Origin of the sequence: Gottfriedia sp. NPDC056225 (assembly GCF_042267765.1) — a bacterium.
In the GTDB taxonomy this organism is placed as follows: Bacteria; Bacillota; Bacilli; order Bacillales; family Bacillaceae_G; genus Gottfriedia.
This window is the reverse complement of the sequence record NZ_JBHJTJ010000006.1, coordinates 80,520-95,186: the sequence shown is the minus strand read 5'-3', so window position 1 is coordinate 95,186 and position 14,667 is coordinate 80,520. Positions and strand designations below refer to the sequence as shown.

The 14,667-nt window shown below is 33.2% G+C and carries 19 protein-coding genes; 11 read left to right on the top strand and 8 right to left on the bottom strand.

Annotated features, from left to right (window positions below; translation table 11 throughout):
* Window positions 1-6 precede the first annotated feature (6 nt).
* On the bottom strand, window positions 7-831 hold the full coding sequence (locus tag ACFCYN_RS06755) for a COG4705 family protein (RefSeq protein ID WP_375948327.1): 825 nt from the start codon (window positions 829-831) through the stop codon (window positions 7-9).
* Between the two features lie 174 nt (window positions 832-1,005).
* Here ACFCYN_RS06755 and ACFCYN_RS06750 point away from each other — a divergent pair, with 174 nt between their 5' ends.
* Window positions 1,006-2,019: a S66 family peptidase gene (locus tag ACFCYN_RS06750; RefSeq protein ID WP_375948324.1), complete on the top strand. Its 1,014-nt coding sequence runs from the start codon at window positions 1,006-1,008 to the stop codon at window positions 2,017-2,019.
* Window positions 2,020-2,063: 44 nt separating this feature from the next.
* On the opposite strand, the gene ACFCYN_RS06745 is transcribed toward ACFCYN_RS06750, so the two are convergent.
* Entirely contained in the window at window positions 2,064-2,189 is a 126-nt protein-coding gene (locus tag ACFCYN_RS06745; protein WP_375948322.1) for a hypothetical protein, read from the bottom strand.
* A 405-nt stretch (window positions 2,190-2,594) separates the two neighbouring features.
* Between ACFCYN_RS06745 and map the strand changes: the two genes are divergently transcribed.
* Window positions 2,595-3,341 carry a type I methionyl aminopeptidase gene (gene map, locus ACFCYN_RS06740; RefSeq protein WP_172446179.1) on the top strand — a complete coding sequence of 249 codons (747 nt, stop codon included), beginning with the start codon at window positions 2,595-2,597 and terminating at the stop codon, window positions 3,339-3,341.
* Between the two features lie 148 nt (window positions 3,342-3,489).
* On the opposite strand, the gene ACFCYN_RS06735 is transcribed toward map, so the two are convergent.
* Window positions 3,490-3,882 carry a VOC family protein gene (locus ACFCYN_RS06735; protein ID WP_172446178.1) on the bottom strand — a complete coding sequence of 131 codons (393 nt, stop codon included), beginning with the start codon at window positions 3,880-3,882 and terminating at the stop codon, window positions 3,490-3,492.
* 165 nt (window positions 3,883-4,047) lie between these two features.
* On the opposite strand from ACFCYN_RS06735, the gene ACFCYN_RS06730 reads away from it, so the two are divergent.
* The 4 genes from ACFCYN_RS06730 (at window position 4,048) to ACFCYN_RS06715 (ending at window position 7,248) form a co-directional block, all read left to right on the top strand.
* Window positions 4,048-4,209 (top strand): RAxF-45 family protein, encoded by a 162-nt coding sequence (locus tag ACFCYN_RS06730; RefSeq protein WP_306659817.1) that lies wholly within the window; start codon window positions 4,048-4,050, stop codon window positions 4,207-4,209.
* 109 nt (window positions 4,210-4,318) lie between these two features.
* Window positions 4,319-6,199, top strand: a complete 1,881-nt coding sequence (gene abc-f / locus ACFCYN_RS06725; RefSeq protein ID WP_375948319.1) for a ribosomal protection-like ABC-F family protein — start codon at window positions 4,319-4,321, stop codon at window positions 6,197-6,199.
* Window positions 6,200-6,359: 160 nt separating this feature from the next.
* On the top strand, window positions 6,360-6,803 hold the full coding sequence (locus tag ACFCYN_RS06720; protein WP_375948317.1) for a hypothetical protein: 444 nt from the start codon (window positions 6,360-6,362) through the stop codon (window positions 6,801-6,803).
* A gap of 76 nt (window positions 6,804-6,879) precedes the next feature.
* On the top strand, window positions 6,880-7,248 hold the full coding sequence (locus ACFCYN_RS06715) for a VOC family protein (protein ID WP_172446176.1): 369 nt from the start codon (window positions 6,880-6,882) through the stop codon (window positions 7,246-7,248).
* A 45-nt stretch (window positions 7,249-7,293) separates the two neighbouring features.
* On the opposite strand, the gene ACFCYN_RS06710 is transcribed toward ACFCYN_RS06715, so the two are convergent.
* A complete protein-coding gene (locus ACFCYN_RS06710) occupies window positions 7,294-8,280 on the bottom strand; it encodes a Gfo/Idh/MocA family protein (RefSeq protein WP_375948314.1) in 987 nt (328 codons plus the stop codon).
* A gap of 100 nt (window positions 8,281-8,380) precedes the next feature.
* On the opposite strand from ACFCYN_RS06710, the gene ACFCYN_RS06705 reads away from it, so the two are divergent.
* Entirely contained in the window at window positions 8,381-8,965 is a 585-nt protein-coding gene (locus tag ACFCYN_RS06705; protein WP_172446174.1) for an LOG family protein, read from the top strand.
* A gap of 92 nt (window positions 8,966-9,057) precedes the next feature.
* Here ACFCYN_RS06705 and ACFCYN_RS06700 read toward each other — a convergent pair whose 3' ends face one another.
* Window positions 9,058-9,309, bottom strand: coding sequence for a hypothetical protein (locus tag ACFCYN_RS06700; protein ID WP_172446173.1), 252 nt, complete (start codon window positions 9,307-9,309; stop codon window positions 9,058-9,060).
* 215 nt (window positions 9,310-9,524) lie between these two features.
* The gene (locus ACFCYN_RS06695) at window positions 9,525-9,767 is read right to left on the bottom strand and encodes a transporter suffix domain-containing protein (protein WP_172446172.1); all 243 of its coding nucleotides are present in this window, start codon (window positions 9,765-9,767) and stop codon (window positions 9,525-9,527) included.
* A 109-nt stretch (window positions 9,768-9,876) separates the two neighbouring features.
* Between ACFCYN_RS06695 and ACFCYN_RS06690 the strand changes: the two genes are divergently transcribed.
* Entirely contained in the window at window positions 9,877-10,800 is a 924-nt protein-coding gene (locus ACFCYN_RS06690; protein WP_375948311.1) for an ABC transporter ATP-binding protein, read from the top strand.
* Window positions 10,793-11,749, top strand: a complete 957-nt coding sequence (locus ACFCYN_RS06685; protein ID WP_375948310.1) for an ABC transporter permease — start codon at window positions 10,793-10,795, stop codon at window positions 11,747-11,749. Before ACFCYN_RS06690 ends, ACFCYN_RS06685 begins: the two co-directional genes overlap by 8 nt.
* A gap of 53 nt (window positions 11,750-11,802) precedes the next feature.
* Here the strand turns inward: ACFCYN_RS06685 and ACFCYN_RS06680 are convergent, their stop codons facing one another.
* A complete protein-coding gene (locus ACFCYN_RS06680; protein WP_375948308.1) occupies window positions 11,803-12,045 on the bottom strand; it encodes a hypothetical protein in 243 nt (80 codons plus the stop codon).
* Between the two features lie 154 nt (window positions 12,046-12,199).
* Entirely contained in the window at window positions 12,200-12,796 is a 597-nt protein-coding gene (locus ACFCYN_RS06675; RefSeq protein ID WP_172446168.1) for a TetR/AcrR family transcriptional regulator, read from the bottom strand.
* 160 nt (window positions 12,797-12,956) lie between these two features.
* Here ACFCYN_RS06675 and ACFCYN_RS06670 point away from each other — a divergent pair, with 160 nt between their 5' ends.
* The gene (locus ACFCYN_RS06670) at window positions 12,957-13,841 is read left to right on the top strand and encodes an ABC transporter ATP-binding protein (RefSeq protein ID WP_172446167.1); all 885 of its coding nucleotides are present in this window, start codon (window positions 12,957-12,959) and stop codon (window positions 13,839-13,841) included.
* A 6-nt stretch (window positions 13,842-13,847) separates the two neighbouring features.
* Window positions 13,848-14,645 (top strand): ABC transporter permease subunit, encoded by a 798-nt coding sequence (locus ACFCYN_RS06665; RefSeq protein WP_172446166.1) that lies wholly within the window; start codon window positions 13,848-13,850, stop codon window positions 14,643-14,645.
* The last annotated feature ends 22 nt before the right edge of the window (window positions 14,646-14,667 follow it).

The window sequence follows — 14,667 nt, the reverse complement described above, 5'->3', positions numbered from 1 at the left end:
AAGATCCTATGCAATTGTAGAATGTGATTCTTCGTTATCACTTACTTTCATTACATCTTTTTTTGAAATAGAAAGATAAGCAACTAAAATGATGATAATAATCGATAATACTAGGCTGACTGGTCCACCACCGAATCCGAGTCCACCATGCTTTTGAGACACAGAGCTCCAATCAGAAAAAGATGCTCCAACAGGTCGGGTCATAATATAAGCAAACCAAAAAGAGAAAATTTCATTTAACTTGAAGAATTTCTTTCCGATTACTGGTATTGCTAGTAAGACCGTGAACAGAATACCTGATGAAAAATAACCTAAATGCATTGTTGATGCAGTCATATCACCAGTAGCTGTTCCTAAAGCGAAAGTTCCCATAACGACCGACCAATATAATACCTCACGGCGTTTTGTGTATATACTGTGAATAGAAAGAGTTTTCTCCTTGCGATACCAAACCGCAAAAATAATTGCTAACAATACGGCAAAAAACAATGTTGATGCCACGTATGGCACGCCAAGACCAACGTGTACAACGTCTGCAGCAACTGTACCAAATACACTAATCATTACAACAACAAGCCAATAAATGCTAGGTACATATTTGCGGACCTTAAATTGTAAAATTAAAGACAGAATTAGGACTATTAATGCTACTGCAACACCGATTACTGGTGTTAAAGTTTTAACGATATAATCAGAAAATACTTCACCCATACCTGTTGTTAATAACTTAGTAATCCAGAAGAATATCGTTACTTCTGGAACTTTTTTTAACATATTTTCTATTTGTGGATTCATTGTCTTATTTGTATGCTTTTGTTCAATTGTTTCCATTTCATGTCCTCCTTATTGGATTTAAATAAAATGTAAACAAGTTTTATGAAAGTAGAATGAAAATGGAGAAGAAATTTAATGAAATTTACTTAATGAAAATTCATAATTTAGAATTTTTGATTGTATAACACAGTGTATTCTATTAGAATCAGTAAAAAGAAAATAGGTGATATGATGATTAGGTATCCTATTCTAAAAAGTGGTGCAACGATTGGGGTGACTGCAACGTCATCAGGTTTAAGGGAACAGTTCCATGGAATGATGAAGCAATCAATTAGCCGCATGGAAAGAGATGGATTTAAAGTGGAATGTGGAGAGACAGTTTGGACACATGACAAGGCTAAATCAGCAAATGCCAACACGCGTGCAAGCGAGTTAAATCGAATGATGAAAGATGAAGAAATAAACCTAATTTTTCCACCGTGGGGTGGAGAGCTTGCGATTGAAACCCTCGATAAATTAGAGTTCGAAAACTTTAATGAAAAATGGATTTTAGGATATTCAGACACAAGTATTCTATTATTAGCATTTACTTTAACAACAGGGATCGCAACTGCACACGGTACGAACTTAATCGATTTAAGAGGAGAATACTCTGATGAGACAACGGCAATGTGGCAAAAGGTTTTAACAACTAAGTCCGGGGGATCTGTTACTCAGGCTTCCTCACCATTATTTCAAGTGAAATGGCAGCACGATAAACCAACACCTTATATATTTCATCTGTCCGAAAAAACAAAGTGGAAAACAACTTCGAGTAAAGCTGAAAAAGCTCAAGGAAGATTGCTTGGTGGATGTATTGACGTGATTAGACATCTTGTTGGGACTCCTTATGGTGATGTACGATTATTTAGTAGAAAATACATTAGAGAAGAACCAATTATCTGGTATTTTGAGAATTGTGAAATGAATACAACTGACCTAAGAAGATCCCTAGTACAAATGAAACATGCAGGGTGGTTCGAAAATTGCTCCGGAATATTATTTGGACGTAGTGCAGCAAATCAAGCTGTAGATCACTATACGATAGAAGATGTATACAATGAATTAAATGAAGAATTAGAAATACCAATTATATACGACATTGATTGTGGTCATGTGCCACCTCAAATTACTTTCATTAATGGAGCGTTTGCAAAAGTAGAAGTGAATGATGGGAATGGTGTAATTGTACAGTCTTTTATTTAATTCACCACTAATGCGCTTTTTAGAAAAAGAACGCTTTTTTAATATTAAAAAAAGAAAACAAGTGCAAATTTTGTAATAAACACAGTGATGATCCCAATCACGACTTTTGTGTAGAGAATATATTCATCAGAAAGGTCAGGTTCTTCATTATACATCCATCTTCTGCCCATTAATAAACTTTCTCTTGTTTCAAAAAAAGACCATAACAAAATTGCATAAAAAGGCATTAATAATATAAAAAATACAATTTTTTCAACCTCTCAAAAATTATCTGAACTTTTATTTAAGGTAATTATATCTCAATTATGGATAAGGATTTTGGGGGTTCTGTGATAGATCTGTGTCTTTATATAAATTTATTTATAGTTTGTAAGGAGTATTTTAGAAAGTGGATTATGAGACATAGTAGTGAAGCTAAAAGAGGGCATTTTAATAATTCTCATGTAAGGTTATTGATCTGGTGTGGTTCTTTTTAAATAGAAAAAGTTGTATAAGTGCTTAAAAGACTATAACATAGTAATATTATGGCATAATAAAAGAAAGACATATTATTAAATAGAATCAGGAGCAGTAAAATGATTATAAATAATGAGCAAGAATTAGAAGCTTTAAGAAAAATAGGTCGTATCGTAGCGCTAGCAAGAGAAGAAATGAAGGCAAAGGCTGTCGCTGGAATGACAACGAAAGAATTAGATGAAATTGGTAGAAAAGTGTTAGATGAGCATGGCGCAACTTCAGCTCCACAAAAAGAGTATGATTTTCCTGGTACAACATGTATTAGTGTTAATGAAGAAGTAGCTCATGGAATTCCTGGAGAACGAGTACTTCAAGATGGAGACTTAGTTAATATTGATGTATCCGCAGCATTAGATGGATACTATGCTGATACTGGCATTTCTTTTGTAATTGGAAATGGTGATTTATTAAAAGAAAAACTTTGCAAAGTTGCAGAGGATGCTTTTTGGGCTGCTATGAAAAAAACAAAAGCAGGCTCAAAGAAAAACCAAATCGGAAGAGCAGTGTTTAATGAAGCAAGTAAGAATGGCTTCAATGTAATTGAAAATTTAACTGGACATGGAATTGGAAAAAGCCTTCATGAAAGTCCGCAACATATTTTAAACTATTTCGACCCAATGGATAAAGCATTATTAAAAGATGGTCTTGTTTTAGCAGTAGAGCCATTTGTTTCAGCAAATGCGGACCACATCATCGAATCAGGAGATGGCTGGACATTTGTAACTCCAGATAAGAGCTTAGTAGCTCAATGTGAACATACAATTGTTGTAACAAAAGGTGAACCAATTATCTTAACGCAGTTGTAAGAAAATAGGAAAAGCGGAGAATTTTATGTTCTTCGCTTTTTATTTCACATTAAGAAAGTATAGATTTAGATGCCAATTCTAGGTATAAGTATAAGTGCAACTACCCCTCTGTATTCGCGAATCGGCGAGTTTTCTTTATTGGTCTTACTTATTTCGAATAGTTTAATTCCCAAGTAAATCCGTTTTTATCTTTTACGACTGCAAATCTAGAGTTCCAAAACGTATCTTGCAGTTCCATATGAACTTCTCCGTCTTTTAATAACTTTTCATAAATTGTATTAATTTCATCTTCGGAACTCATTTCAAGCGTTGTCCAAACATTGTCGCCTTTAACTAATGGTCTAAAAACATCTGCGAAATAAATTACACATGTTTCATTTATATGTAATTCAGCATGAATATACTTTCCTTCATGGCCATTAAACATTGGCATACCATCACCAGTTTGTGTATTTTTGATCTCACCACCAAAAATTTGCTTGTAGTACTCAAGCTCTTCTTTACAGTTTTCAACGTAAATATGTGGTAAAATTTTTTTCATTTTTTCTCCTCAATTCCCTTAGTTTGTTGTTGAAGAATAAATATGTATAAATTTCGAACAATAACTCACAATTTAAGTATAGCCAACTATAATAGGTATTGTGCTAAAAGTTAAAATATTTTATAATTTAAATAAATTTATGTTCGAAAAGGAGGTGTAGAGAAGATGTTACGTTTTCAAATGGTTTGCGCACAAATGATAGAGTTTTTATATTATTGTCGTGCAAAATTTGCGTGTTTAGCTGTTAACGGGATAGCTGTGTCCTTTTTTAACAATTTAACAACTCAAATAAAACGAAAACGTACTCTTTCCTACGACTTCAACTGATAAAATAATTGTGTGATCCACACTTCTATTTAAGTCACGATTTAAGCCATGGATGAGTTCTATGGCTTTTTTCTATGGATTGGTACGGAAAATAGAAGGAGAATTAATCATGATTGCATGTAGTATAGAAAAAATTTCAAAAATGTTCGGTGGAAATTCACTTTTTACAGAATTATCATTTCAAATTCATCAAGGTAGCCGCGTCGGTTTAGTTGGAGCAAATGGTAGTGGTAAAACTAGTATTTTTAAACTTTTAACAGGTATTGAATCGCCTGATAGTGGCTCAATTCACTTTAAAAAAGGAATAAAAATTGGCTATCTAGCGCAGATCCCTGTTTTTCAGGACGAGATGACAAGCAGAGATGTATTATTAACAGTTTTTGAAGAATTACGAAAAATAGAAAATGAAATGAAGCAATTGGAAATAAAGATGGCCAATACGATAGATGAACGCAAATTAGAACAATTGTTAGTAAGTTATGGATCACTACAAGAGAAATTTAGTAATAATGGTGGATATGAGATGGAAGCATCGCTTTCGAAAATTGCTAATGGGTTAGGAATCAATGACTTACTTTCAAAACAATTTACTTCTTTAAGTGGTGGAGAAAAAACCAAGATTGGATTAGGAATCGTCCTTTTACAACAACCAGATTTATTATTACTTGATGAGCCAACAAATCACCTAGATTTATCAGCCATTGAATGGTTAGGCTCGTACTTAAAGGACTATGAAGGAACAATCGTTGTCATTTCTCATGATCGATATTTCTTAGATGAAGTGGTCAACCATATTTTAGAATTAGAAGAAGGAGAAATTATTGCTTATCATACAAATTATTCTAGGTATGTTGTTCAAAAAGAAGAAAGATTATTAAGGGAGTTCCAGGCTTACGAAGAGCAGCAAAAGAAAATTCAAAAGATGAAAGAAACGATCAAACGACTGAGAGAGTGGGCTAATCAGGCAAATCCACCAAATGCTGGTTTGCATAGAAGAGCTAGAAGTATGGAAAAAGCTCTAGAACGAATTGAAAGATTAAAACGTCCTATTTTACAAAAAAAGAAAATGGCATTTCAACTAGAGGAATCTGGTCGAAGTGGAAAAGATGTAGTTGTAGCTGAAAATCTTTCAAAATCTTTTGCGGACAAAGTTTTATTTAAACAACTTAATTTCTCATTATTTTATGGAGAAAGAGCGGTTATAGTAGGAAACAACGGTACGGGAAAATCAACTTTATTAAAGATGATTTTAGGTCAAACTGCAATTGATGAAGGCAAATTAAAGCTTGGAAGCAGTGTGAAAATTGGTTATTTATCGCAACATTATGAACCAATCCATTCGGATCACACAGTAATACAGGAATTCAGAGAAGAAGTACACGTTACTGAGGGTGAAGCGCGAAATATATTAGCTGGTTTCTTATTTTACGGTTATATGGTTTATCGCAAAGTCAGTCAGCTTAGCGGTGGAGAGAGAATGAGATTAAGATTGGCTCAACTTATGTATCAAGATATTAACTTATTAATTGTAGATGAGCCTACTAACCATCTAGATATTGAATCTAGAGAAGTATTAGAAGACGCTTTAGAAAATTTTAAAGGAACGATTCTTTCTGTCTCGCATGACCGCTATTTCATAAATAAGCTATTTTCAAAAATTTACTGGCTAGAAAATGGGTCTCTATTCGAGTTTATTGAAGAATACCAAGTCGCGAAAGAAAAAATGACCGTATATCGAAATAAACTTGAAAAGGAAAAAGTGGTAAAAACAAATCCTCAATCTAAACCAGCAAAAAAAATCAATACAAAATCGCGAAATATAGAAGACATTGAAAATGAAATCTATCAGTTAGAAGAAGCGATTAGTGAAATAAATAAGCAAATGATGCTCGAAAGTGATCTAAACAGTTTACAGAAATACCACCAAGAATTGGAAGTATTAGACTTGAAAAGTATGGATTTATACAAAGAACTAGACGAATGTATTTAATGAGGAAATATGGTAAGTATTTACTAATGGATACTTTTATTACGTATAGGCATAATCATCAATTCAATGAATGAGATAGATAAATGACATAGTACTTGCTCATGTCTCAAATAGAATTAATAAGCTATAAGGATTACGATTCTATTTAGGTGGTGAGTATATGATTTATGATGATCTTTTTAGCAGATATCCTGGGCCAGGTTATGCACAACCAGGACATGGACCAGGTCAAGGTCAAGGCCAAGGCCAAGGACACGGGCCAGGATATGGACCAGGCCAAGGCCAGGGACACGGGCCAGGATATGGACCAGGCCAAGGCCAAGGACACGGGCCAGGATATGGACCAGGTCAAGGTCAAGGACACGGGCCAGGATATGGACCAGGTCAAGGTCAAGGACACGGACCAGGATATGGACCAGGTCAAGGCCAAGGACACGGGCCAGGATATGGACATGGCCACGACCATGGTCACGGGCCAGGATATGGACATGGACATGGACATGGATTTCCAGGACCAGGAGGGTATTGGTCGGGAGGATATTATATTTTTAACGGAAGAAGATGGCACTTTATTCCTGGAGTCGGATGGGTTGTTGTATATTAAAAAATAATAAAGCTGATTAATCTTTTTAATCAGCTTTTACATAATTTATCGAAAAATAGTATGAGGAGATGACGTAATGGGAAAAGTTATTAGATTTGAGCTTCAAGTACCAAATATTGAGCAAGCAATCGATTTTTATTCTAAGGCCTTTGGATGGAAGTTTACACAAATGCCTGGTCAGCATGAATATTATTTTATTCAAACAGGAGAATCAGCCGACAAAGGAATCGATGGAGGATTAATGCTTTCTCCAGATGGCCAGACACGTACAACGAATTCAATCGATGTTCCTTCAATTGATGAAGCGATTGATAAAGTTATGAACTATGGTGGAAATATAGTAGTTCCTAAAACGGCTATTCCTCAAATGGGTTATTTTGCATACTTTATCGATAACCAAGGATTACTCTTTGGATTATCTGAAGAGAATTCTAACGCTCAATAAATGAAAAATACCAGTATCCAACTAATCGGATAACTGGTATTTTTATTAATTTTTTTCTACCCCAAAAACAATGCCGCCTTTTTTTCTAGCGGTTTCAGTTACAGTTAGAACTACCTTACTAAGCTCTTTCAAATTTTCATATTCTGCTTGGTTAGATTCTTTAATAATGCGAGTAAAGTTTTGGATCTCATATAACATATCATTTTCTACTTGGATAACTTCCAGTGACTCTCGTTGCTTTGACTTATGGTTAACCAAAGTAATTTTTGAAATTGGAGATGGTTTATCAAGCACTAAAGACCCGATTTCACCTGTAATTTCACATTCAATATAAGATTGAGAGACTTTAGAGCATTGAATGCTACAAGTATAGTCTTCATAATTTAATACTAATGTTCCACTACCATCAATACCGTTACGAAGTTTTACAGGTGTATAATCTACAGAAGACGGTTTTCCAAATAAACCAATCAATACATAAACTGGGTACACACCTAAATCTACTAATGCACCACCTGAAAATTCTGGAGAAAATACATTTGGATTTTCCCCTCTAAGGAACGCGTCGTATTTCGAAGAGTATTGTAAATAATGTAGATTAGCACTTCTTATCTGACCGATTTTTGCAAGACCTTCCTTTAAAGCTGTGAAGTTTGGAGAGTGGAAGTTACGAATTGCTTCAAATAAATAGACCCCGTTTTCTTCTGCAACTTTAAATGCGTGATCTAATTCTTTTGTGGTAGAGAATATTGGTTTTTCACAAATAACGTGTTTTTTATTTTGGAGTAATAAAATTGCTTGTTCATAGTGTAGTGAGTTTGGTGATGCTATGTATACTATTTTAACCTCAGGGCTTTTTGCTAATTCTTCGATGTTCGTAAAGTAATTAGGTGCATTGTGCTTTAAAGCAAATGCTTTTGCACTTTCTTCATTTCTCGAATAAATTGCAGTTAAGTTAAGCAATTTACTTTCCTTGGCTGCTTCAATAAAACTTTCTGTAATCCAGCTTGTTCCAATTGTACCTAAATTCATCTTTTCATCTCCTAAAAAAACATAGTTAACTTTATCTTTACAATCCTAATCGAAAGATATGTTAAAATAAAGTAAAATACATCGAAGGAAGTGACATTTTATGAAGAAAATTTGTGTTTATGCTGGTTCAAATCTTGGGAATAGAGAGTCATTTAGTCTTCAAGCTAAAAAACTAGGTACTTTATTTGCTAGTAACAATATAGATTTAATTTACGGTGGATCAAGACTAGGAATTATGGCAGAAATCGCAAATGAAGTTTTAAAACAAGGTGGAAATGTCATTGGCATTATGCCCGGTGGATTATTTCGTGGAGAAGTTGCTCATAAAGGGCTGACGCAATTCATTGAAACAAAAACAATGCATGAGCGTAAAGCTTTAATGAACGAAATGTCCGATGGCTTTATCGCGCTACCAGGTGGAGTTGGTACTTTCGATGAATTATTTGAGATCATTTGTTGGTCACAAATTGGGATCCACAATAAGCCAATCGGTTTATTAAATGTTGATAACTATTTCACTCCAGTCTTAGATTTACTTAGACATGCTGTAAAAGAAGGATTTATGGGCGAAAATACCCTTTCACTATTTGTTGTTTCAGAAAATGCTGACGACTTATTAAAACTAATGCAGGATTATGAGCCACCTGCTATCCAAAATAAATGGAAGCAGTTAGAAGGTAAATAAAACTAGATGCGAACCCACGATTTTGTGGGTTTTTTTTGTGCGTTTTTGAATCGTAATCCTCAAATTCTTGCTGGCTTTTTAGAGAATTCTAGTTAAAAGAAGTGGATTGATCCAAAAACGTCAACAAGAATTGTTAACATATCAACAGGATTGGTGGGAATATCAACGGGATTTGCTAGTATATCAACAGGATTGGTGGGAATATCAACGGGATTTGCCAGTATATCAACAGGTTTTGTGGGTATATCATCGAGATTTGCAAATATATCGACGAGTTTAGCTGTTATATCAACATGAATTGCCAATATATCAACGAAGTTCACAACTTTATCAACAATGTTCAATTTATGTTCGCAATGTTCAATTTGAATTGGCTAGTTATCAACAGAAAGAAACTGCCAACTAACTTTATGAACAAAACACAGCGGTTTATGCACAAAACTAGGTGTTTTATGAACAAACCGCGCTTTATGACAAAATACGGAGGTTTATGAACAACCAATCATTTTCCATAAACAATAAAAAGGGTGCCTCTTAAGTTACGAGACGTCCCCTTCAATTAGTTTTCTTGCTTTTTTCTATTTTTAAGCCACTTCGCGGGATTCAATTTTTTGCGATAGTTCGTCATTACATCTTTACCCACAAATACTCCACCAATCCAAAACATTGCTTCTCCTAGAATAACTAATAGTGCGATTAGACCAGCTTTTAAGCCGCCGGAAACATGTAAAAAAGGTAAAGTGAAGATTAACAAATATGGAATAAATGAGCCAAATACTAAGTAGTATGGTATTCTTTTCATAAAGTTCTCCTTTCAATTCCTTTCATGAGAATAGCATTAATTATTCAGAAAAGGAAGGGGAAAACTTAATAGATCGTAAGAATTTATAACATAATTAGGAGGCTTCAAGATGAATCAGGATGTTGTTCTTGAGCTGAAAAAAGTAAATAAGACAATTAAGAATCAGGAGATTATTAAAGATATTAGCTTTGATTTACGTCAAGGAGAGGTTTTAGGTTTATTAGGTCCGAATGGTTCAGGAAAAACGACGACAATGCGAATGATTGTTGGTCTTATGAGTATTACAAGTGGTGAAATTTATATAAAAGGTCATTCAATTAAGGATCATTTTAAAGAATCGATTAAGCATATTGGTGCTATGATTGAAACGCCTGCTTTTTATCCTTTTTATAGTGGGTATAAAAATCTAATGTATTTTTCTCGGATGTTAGAAGGTGTTTCAAAAAAAAGAGTGCTTGAAGTAATTGATTTACTAGGACTTTCAAATGCAATTCATAAAAAGTTTTCAACCTATTCTTTAGGGATGAAGCAAAGATTAGGCATTGCGCAAGCTTTATTACATAATCCTTCGATTTTAATTTTAGATGAACCTACTAATGGATTAGATCCGGCTGGGGTAAGAGAAATTCGTGATTATTTAAAACGTGTAGCTGAAGTTGAACAAACGGCAATTTTACTATCAAGCCATTTATTATCTGAAATAGAATTAATATGTGACCGTTCAATTATTATTCAAAACGGTCAATTTGTTGAGTCAATTGAGTTAAACGATCAAAGTGGTGAGAAGTTATTTATTGAAGTAGTTGTTAAAACTACAATCGATTTTGAAAGTAAATTTACAAATCTAGATAAAAAGTACAAATATGAAATTATGAATAATCAATCATTAATCTTTGAGATTGATGAAGAAGAGATTCCTTCTTTAATGAGAGAGTTAGTAATGGCTGGGGTAGAGATTTATTATGTAACTCGAAAAAAAGAAAGACTAGAAGACTTATTCATTCAATTGACAGGAGGAAATGTCATTGAGTAATTTTATAGGATTAATTGATAACGAACTACGCAAAGTCTTCGTTCAAAAATCATTTATTATTTCGCTAATAATATTATTTATACCAATCATCGTTCTAGGCAGATGGGATTATGTTGAAAAGGTGAGTGGAGCGGATAAGGCTAAAAATTGGAGAACAGAATTAAAAATAGACAATAAAAAGATCGAAGAAGAGTTGGCAGGGCAAAACTCGTCAGATTTACCATCACTTGCAAAAGAACAAAAAGAGACGTATGAAATCAATAAGTATCGTCTTAAACATAATATCTCAACGATTCAACAACATACTGTTTTGGACTTTATGAAAAAAGGTGCGGACATAACGAACTTTATCGGAATCCTGCTTATTTATTTTGCAAGTAATATGATGTCAAAAGAGTATCAATGGAAAACGATTAATTTCTTGCTGGTTAAACCATCAACAAGAAGAATGATTTATTATGCAAAATTTATCAGTTTGGCAATTTTATATTTCATCTTTTCGTTTGCAATTATTATTTACTCTTTTATTATAGGTAGCGCACTCAACGGGCTAAGTTTTAGCACACAACCAATTTTACAATATGTAAATAACCACGTAGTAGAACAGAGCATTTTACCAAGTTTAATACATGATTATATCATCAATCTACTACCTTACTTATTTTTCGTGGCAGTTGCATATTTCTTGTCAACGGTTTTAAGGACAAGCAGTATTTCTTTATTAATAAGCATAATTCTGCTATCAACATCGGATGTGATCGCAACATTATTAAAAGTAAAAGACTGGTCGAAGTTTCTACCATTTATGCATACCGATTTATCAGTTTACACAAATGGCATCAATATTGAAAATGGGATGAGAATTGAATTTTCTATTACAGTACTAGTCATATATATATTGTTAGTCCTCGTCACTGCGGGTGAAATTTTTAAAAAGAGGGATGTTTAGGGATCAAGAAAGGAAAAAGGATAAGGCATTTGCCTTATCCTATTCTTTTTAACTTATTCATGCTTTACCATTGATCCATATGGTATGTCGTTGGTAGTGGATGCTTTGTACATAGAGCAAACTTCTAGCTGTGCTGATTTGTTATATTCCCACTTTAGACAGGCGTTTTGGTTGAACTCTGTTGATGAATCTGTTGTAAAAAAAATCGTTGCTAAACTAAAAATGGTAAACCCGCCAATTAGACCTCGCTTAATTTCATCTCCATTTTCTTTTATCCATAGAATAGTTTTGCGCATATGCTCCTCCAAGGAAAAAAATTATTAATAAGTAATTCATTCTATGAACAAAAAGAGTAAGATAATACAAATCAGTAGATAAGTTTAGTTGGAAGAATATTCTAAAAAAAAGCACCATTGCTTAATAGCGCAAAGGTGCTTTTTTTAACTGCAATTAATCTTCATCCTGCTTTAATAATCCATATAAGAATAAATTCATAATTTCATCTACTACATCTTTTTGTTGGATATATTGTGAGGTTGTTGGATCCATATTCATAAAGGCTTGGCTTATAACTTGAATATAGATAAGTAGTGTTTGATTTTGTACTTCGCCCCTAACTAAACCGAGAGATCGCCCTTCATCGATTAGTGAGGTCAGCACTTTGAAAGATTTGTTCATTGTAAAGTCTAACACTAATTCTTGCAGTTCTGGGTCTTTCTTCATTAAAGCTGTAAACATTTCCAAATTAATAATATCGAGCCCTTGTTTTTTGCGAATAAATAATTCTTTAATTTTTTCATTAAAAGAGATGTCACTTGAAACGACCTGTTGGTATTCCTCATATTTTTGGTTCATTAATCGAATAATTGTTGCCTTCAATAGTGCTTCTTTACTGCCATAATAATTGTATATTGAAACTTGAGATACATTTGCTAGTTTGGCAATATCTGCGATTTTTATATCATTTAATGGTAGTGTCAATAGTTCAGTTGTACTTAATTCAATGCTCTCCATTTTCTGCAGAGTTCGTTTTTTATATCCGTCCAATATTTATACCTCCGTCATTATCTATCAAATAGTATATCATGTTTTGAAATATCTTATTAAAAATATTTCAAAATGTATTCTCTTTTTAGAGAATGAGGTATATACTAGTTTTGTAATAATCATATTAAAATATTTCAAAACAATGCAGGAGGTTTATTTTATGTACGCGATTGAAATCAACAATTTAACAAAGACCTACGGCAATTCAAGGGGAATATCGGATATTAGTTTTAATATAGAAGAGGGAGAAATATTTGGTTTTATTGGTCCAAATGGTGCTGGGAAATCAACAACGATTCGAACTTTACTATCTTTAATTTATCCGACTAGTGGTAGTGCAAAAATATTTGGTAAGGACTGTATTCAGTTTGCACCAGAAATAAAAAAAGAAATTGGCTATTTACCTTCTGAAGTTTTTTATTATGACAATATGAAAGTAATGGATTTGTTAAAATACTCAGCTAGTTTTTATAAAAAAGATTGCACGAAGCGAATTAAAGAATTAGCTGAAATCATGGATCTTGATTTAACAAAGAAAATTGATGATTTATCTTTAGGAAATAAAAAGAAGGTTGGGATTGTCCAAGGATTACTTCATGAACCGAAATTAATCATATTGGATGAACCGACAAGTGGCCTTGATCCTTTAATGCAACAAAGATTTTTTGACTTACTAGAAGATGAGAATAAAAAGGGAGCTACTATTTTATTCTCATCACATATTTTAAGCGAAGTACAGCGTCTATGTGATCGAGTTGCCATTATAAAGGAAGGTAAAATTGTTACAGTTGAAAAAATCAGTACATTACAAGAAAACAATTACAAGCGTTTTAAAATAGACATTCTAAATGCGGTAGATCCAAATTTCTTCAATATGCCAGGTGTAAATAATGTAGAGATAAAAGGTAAAACAATCAGCTTTATTTTTAAAGGAAATATAAACAATGTTTTGAGAAAAATAGCAGAAATTGAAATTGAAAATCTATGGATTGAAGAGCCAGATCTGGAGGAAATTTTCTTACATTATTATGAAAAGGAGGACTAATAAGCAATGAATATTTTTTTACACGAATTAAAAGCTTATCGGAAATCCACCCTCATTTGGACGGTTTCTTTAATGGCAATCGTTGTGTTTTTCTTATCTCTATTTCCAGCTATTGCAAAGGACTATGCAGAGTTTACAAAAGTTTTGAAGGGCTATCCTGAAGGAGTTAGAAAAGCACTTGGAATTGAGATTGAGAGCTTTGGAAATATAGTAGGATTCTATTCGTATGTATTTATCTATATTTCACTATGTGGTGCGATACAAGCGATGATTTTAGGTACCTCGATCGTTTCAAAAGAAGTACGAGAGAAAACAGCTGATTTTCTTTTAACTAAACCAGTGACTCGAACAAAAGTTATCACTTCTAAGATTTTTGCAGGTGCCGTCTCTTTAGCCATTACAAATATATTCTATCTTATAGCAACTATACTTATGGCACAGCATGTAAAAACAGCTGATTATAGTAATAAATTAATTGTATTACTTTCTATTTCTCTATTTATTATTCAACTAATATTTTTTGGAATTGGAATACTTGTTTCGGTCGTCTTTTCAAAAATAAAAGCAGTCCTATCAATTTCACTTGCTGTTGTGTTTGCATTTTTTGTTGTTGGTATGGTAGTGGCCACAGATGAAAGTAATGCTAAACGATATTTATCACCGTTTAAATATTTTGAACCAAAGTATATTATTGCTCATTCAAAATTTGAAACTTCATTTTTAATCTTGTCGATCGGTATTATTTTCGTTTCGATCATTGCGAGTTTTGTAATTTATAAGAAAAAGGACGTTCATGCAGTATAAATTTAAAGAAAGGGAGGGTTGG